General features: G+C 55.9%; 3 rRNA genes. All 3 read right to left on the reverse strand.

What is annotated here, in order from left to right:
- Nucleotides 1-48: 48 nt before the first annotated feature.
- Nucleotides 49-165, reverse strand: a 5S ribosomal RNA gene (gene rrf / locus N802_RS18925).
- An 86-nt stretch (nucleotides 166-251) separates the two neighbouring features.
- Nucleotides 252-3366, reverse strand: a 23S ribosomal RNA gene (locus tag N802_RS18930).
- 345 nt (nucleotides 3367-3711) lie between these two features.
- Nucleotides 3712-5235 (reverse strand): 16S ribosomal RNA (locus N802_RS18935).
- The 16S, 23S and 5S rRNA genes sit together here, the layout of an rRNA operon.
- Nucleotides 5236-5559 lie beyond the last annotated feature (324 nt).

Below are 5559 nucleotides of genomic sequence, written 5' to 3' on the forward strand. Positions count from 1 at the left end.
GAAATGAGAAATGGCCCGCCGGGTGGGCGGGCCATTTCTGGAATGTTTGTCCGGCTGCGTCCTACTCTCCCACACCGTCACCAGTGCAGTACCATCGGCGCTGAAGGGCTTAGCTTCCGGGTTCGGAATGGAGCCGGGCGTTTCCCCTTCGCTATGACAGCCGAAACTCTATGGAGATGTCAATCGGGTTCCCGACCGTATCTCGGGAACTGCACAGTGGACGCGAACACGCTTTGTTTCTTTTTTGGGTGGTGTCAAGTTATCGGCTTATTAGTACCAGTCAGCTACATGCATTACTGCACTTCCACGTCTGGCCTATCAACCCAGTAGTCTAGCTGGGAGCCTCTCGGACCGAAGTCCATGGAAATCTCATCTTGAAGCGTGCTTCCCGCTTAGATGCTTTCAGCGGTTATCACTTCCGAACGTAGCTAATCAGCGGTGCTCTTGGCAGAACAACTGACACACCAGAGGTTCGTCCATCCCGGTCCTCTCGTACTAGGGACAGCCCTTCTCAAATTTCCTACGCGCACAGCGGATAGGGACCGAACTGTCTCACGACGTTCTAAACCCAGCTCGCGTACCGCTTTAATGGGCGAACAGCCCAACCCTTGGGAGAGACTCCACCCCCAGGATGCGACGAGCCGACATCGAGGTGCCAAACCATGCCGTCGATATGGACTCTTGGGCAAGATCAGCCTGTTATCCCCGGGGTACCTTTTATCCGTTGAGCGACGGCGCTTCCACAAGCCACCGCCGGGTCACTAGTTCCGACTTTCGTCCCTGCTCGAGATGCCTCTCTCGCAGTCAAGCTCCCTTGTGCACTTACACTCAAAACCTGATTGCCAACCAGGCTGAGGGAACCTTTGAGCGCCTCCGTTACCTTTTAGGAGGCAACCGCCCCAGTTAAACTACCCACCAGGCAATGTCCCTGATCCGGATCACGGACCGAGGTTAGATATCCAGAACGACCAGAGTGGTATTTCAACGTTGACTCCACCGACACTGGCGTGCCGGCTTCACAGTCTCCCACCTATCCTACACAAGCCGTACCGAACACCAATACCAAGCTATAGTAAAGGTCCCGGGGTCTTTCCGTCCTGCTGCGCGTAACGAGCATCTTTACTCGTAGTGCAATTTCGCCGAGTTCATGGTTGAGACAGTGGAGAAGTCGTTACGCCATTCGTGCAGGTCGGAACTTACCCGACAAGGAATTTCGCTACCTTAGGATGGTTATAGTTACCACCGCCGTTTACTGGGGCTTAAATTCTGAGCTTCGACCCCGAAGGATCTAACCCGTCCTCTTAACCTTCCAGCACCGGGCAGGCGTCAGTCCGTATACATCGTCTTGCGACTTAGCACGGACCTGTGTTTTTAGTAAACAGTCGCTTCTCCCTGGTCTCTGCGGCCGTTCAGGCTAGTCCGTAAAGAACTTCACCCTCTGGGCCCCCCTTCTCCCGAAGTTACGGGGGTATTTTGCCGAATTCCTTAACCATGATTCACTCGATCGCCTTGGTATTCTCTACCTAACCACCTGAGTCGGTTTGGGGTACGGGCGGCTCGAACCTCGCTAGAAGATTTTCTTGGCAGCATAGGATCACCCTGCTTCCCGCATTCGCGGTCACTATCAGGTCTCAGGATATGTGTGAGACGGATTTGCCTATCTCACTCCCTACACCCTTGGACGTGGACTACCATCGCCACGCGGAGGCTACCTTCCTGCGTCTCTCCATTGCTTGACTACTACCAAATCGGGTCGCGCGCTCCACCCGCATCAGTCCGAAGACGTCAGCAGGCTTCAGGCGCTTAGCATCAAAAGGTTCGTCATGGGCGGTTCTTCGCCGGTTCCGGAATATCAACCGGATGTCCATCGACTACGCCTGTCGGCCTCGCCTTAGGTCCCGACTTACCCAGGGCAGATTAGCTTGACCCTGGAACCCTTGGTTATTCGGCGGACGGGTTTCTCGCCCGTCATTCGCTACTCATGCCTGCATTCTCACTCGTGTGGCCTCCACGGCTGGATCACTCCGCCGCTTCCCTGGCCACACGACGCTCCCCTACCCATCAACACGCTTGGACCACCAACCCGCAGGTGTGGTGGCCGGGCAAAGTGTCAATGCCACAGCTTCGGTGGTGTGCTTGAGCCCCGCTACATTGTCGGCGCGGAATCACTTGACCAGTGAGCTATTACGCACTCTTTAAAGGGTGGCTGCTTCTAAGCCAACCTCCTGGTTGTCAATGCAACTCCACATCCTTTCCCACTTAGCACACGCTTAGGGACCTTAGCTGGTGGTCTGGGCTGTTTCCCTCTCGACTACGGAGCTTATCCCCCGCAGTCTCACTGCCACGCTCTCACTTACCGGCATTCGGAGTTTGGCTAACGTCAGTAACCTGGTGAGGCCCATCGGCTATCCAGTAGCTCTACCTCCGGTAAGAAACACGTGACGCTGCACCTAAATGCATTTCGGGGAGAACCAGCTATCACGGAGTTTGATTGGCCTTTCACCCCTACCCACAGCTCATCCCCTCAGTTTTCAACCTAAGTGGGTTCGGTCCTCCACGACGTCTTACCGTCGCTTCAACCTGGCCATGGGTAGATCACTCCGCTTCGGGTCTAGACCCAGCGACTCATTCGCCCTATTCGGACTCGCTTTCGCTACGGCTTCCCCACACGGGTTAACCTCGCCACTGAGCACTAACTCGCAGGCTCATTCTTCAAAAGGCACGCTGTCACCCCACAAGGAGGCTCCAACGGATTGTAGGCACACGGTTTCAGGATCTATTTCACTCCCCTCCCGGGGTACTTTTCACCTTTCCCTCACGGTACTTGTCCGCTATCGGTCACCAGGGAATATTTAGGCTTAGCGGGTGGTCCCGCCAGATTCACACGGGATTTCTCGGGCCCCGTGTTACTTGGGATAACTCTCTGAAGTTCACGCAATTTCGTCTACGGGGGTCGCACCCTCTGTGCCGGGCCTTTCAATGCCCTTCGACTATCACGCGAATTTTTGACTCCATGCCGGGATGTCAGTCCCAACTGAGAGGTCCCACGACCCCGTACCTGCAACGCCTGACAGCTATCACACAGATACGGTTTAGCCTCTTCCGCTTTCGCTCGCCACTACTCACGGAATCGCGGTTGCTTTCTCTTCCTGTGGGTACTGAGATGTTTCACTTCCCCACGTTCCCTCTACTCACCCTATGTGTTCAGATGAGAGTGACTGGACTTGCCTCCAGCCGGGTTTCCCCATTCGGAAATCCACGGATCACAGTCTGGTTATCGACTCCCCGTGGCTTATCGCAGATTCCTACGTCCTTCTTCGGTTCCTGGTGCCAAGGCATCCACCGTGCGCCCTTAAAAACTTGGACCACAAAGATACAGATGCTCGCGTCCACTGTGTAGTTCTCAACATACGGGCGGCCCCCTGCACGATCCTGGCGCCTACCACCCACCCGAAGGCGAGCAGCGGTTCGACCACGACAGAGGTCCTGACCTGTAAGGCCATGAAGAAACGAGCTGACGCCCGAGCCCTCAGGACCCAACAACGTGTCAAACGCCGTGTCCCCGACAGTCACTTTCCGTCCCCCCGAAGGAGGTGTACTCGTGACCACGAGTAGCGGCGTCAAATAATCGATGTTCCACCCTGAGCACCTGCCGTCCCACACTCGGGGACAGACCAGGCTCTGAACCACAACGTGGCCAGTGCTCCTTAGAAAGGAGGTGATCCAGCCGCACCTTCCGGTACGGCTACCTTGTTACGACTTAGTCCCAATCGCCAGTCCCACCTTCGACGGCTCCCTCCACAAGGGTTGGGCCACCGGCTTCGGGTGTTACCGACTTTCGTGACTTGACGGGCGGTGTGTACAAGGCCCGGGAACGTATTCACCGCAGCGTTGCTGATCTGCGATTACTAGCGACTCCAACTTCATGGGGTCGAGTTGCAGACCCCAATCCGAACTGAGACCGGTTTTTTGGGATTCGCTCCACCTTGCGGTTTCGCAGCCCTTTGTACCGGCCATTGTAGCATGTGTGAAGCCCAAGACATAAGGGGCATGATGATTTGACCTCATCCCCACCTTCCTCCGAGTTGACCCCGGCAGTCTCCTATGAGTCCCCACCATTACGTGCTGGCAACATAGAACGAGGGTTGCGCTCGTTGCGGGACTTAACCCAACATCTCACGACACGAGCTGACGACAACCATGCACCACCTGTATACCGACCTTGCGGGGCACCCATCTCTGAATGTTTCCGGTATATGTCAAGCCTTGGTAAGGTTCTTCGCGTTGCATCGAATTAATCCACATGCTCCGCCGCTTGTGCGGGCCCCCGTCAATTCCTTTGAGTTTTAGCCTTGCGGCCGTACTCCCCAGGCGGGGCGCTTAATGCGTTAGCTGCGGCACGGAACTCGTGGAATGAGTCCCACACCTAGCGCCCAACGTTTACGGCATGGACTACCAGGGTATCTAATCCTGTTCGCTCCCCATGCTTTCGCTTCTCAGCGTCAGTAGTGGCCCAGAGACCTGCCTTCGCCATCGGTGTTCCTCCTGATATCTGCGCATTTCACCGCTACACCAGGAATTCCAGTCTCCCCTACCACACTCTAGTCTGCCCGTACCCACTGCAAGTCCGGGGTTGAGCCCCGGATTTTCACAGCAGACGCGACAAACCGCCTACAAGCTCTTTACGCCCAATAATTCCGGACAACGCTCGCACCCTACGTATTACCGCGGCTGCTGGCACGTAGTTAGCCGGTGCTTCTTCTGCAGGTACCGTCACTTGCGCTTCTTCCCTGCTGAAAGAGGTTTACAACCCGAAGGCCGTCATCCCTCACGCGGCGTCGCTGCATCAGGCTTTCGCCCATTGTGCAATATTCCCCACTGCTGCCTCCCGTAGGAGTCTGGGCCGTGTCTCAGTCCCAGTGTGGCCGATCGCCCTCTCAGGCCGGCTACCCGTCATCGCCTTGGTGAGCCATTACCTCACCAACAAGCTGATAGGCCGCGAGTCCATCCCAGACCGAAAAACTTTCCACACGCTCCCCATGCGGAGGCGTGTCGTATCCGGTATTAGACGCCGTTTCCAGCGCTTATTCCAGAGTCTGGGGCAGGTTACTCACGTGTTACTCACCCGTTCGCCACTGCTCACCCTGGAGCAAGCTCCAAGGGTCACCGTTCGACTTGCATGTGTTAAGCACGCCGCCAGCGTTCGTCCTGAGCCAGGATCAAACTCTCCGTTGATGATGAAATATCCCCCACTCCAAAAGAAGCGGAAGAAAATCCATACCCACAAAAGGGATTTGAAAACCTGGCTGAGCAAGAACAACCAGCAAAAACAACTGCTAGATGATCATTGTCAACCAAAGGAAAATTCGTTCGAAGCAACCACCCACACACCCCTTCGGGATCCGCAGGCCGCCACCTCGAGACGAGGATAATTTGGCATCGATTTTTGACACGCTGTTGAGTTCTCAAGGATCGGACGCACACCATCCACCAACCACACAGGCCAGCATCCGGGGCAACTCTCCAAACTTACCCGCGGCCATACTTGGGAGTCAAATC

Source organism: Knoellia sinensis KCTC 19936 (genome assembly GCF_000768705.1).
Taxonomy (GTDB): Bacteria; Actinomycetota; Actinomycetes; order Actinomycetales; family Dermatophilaceae; genus Knoellia; species Knoellia sinensis.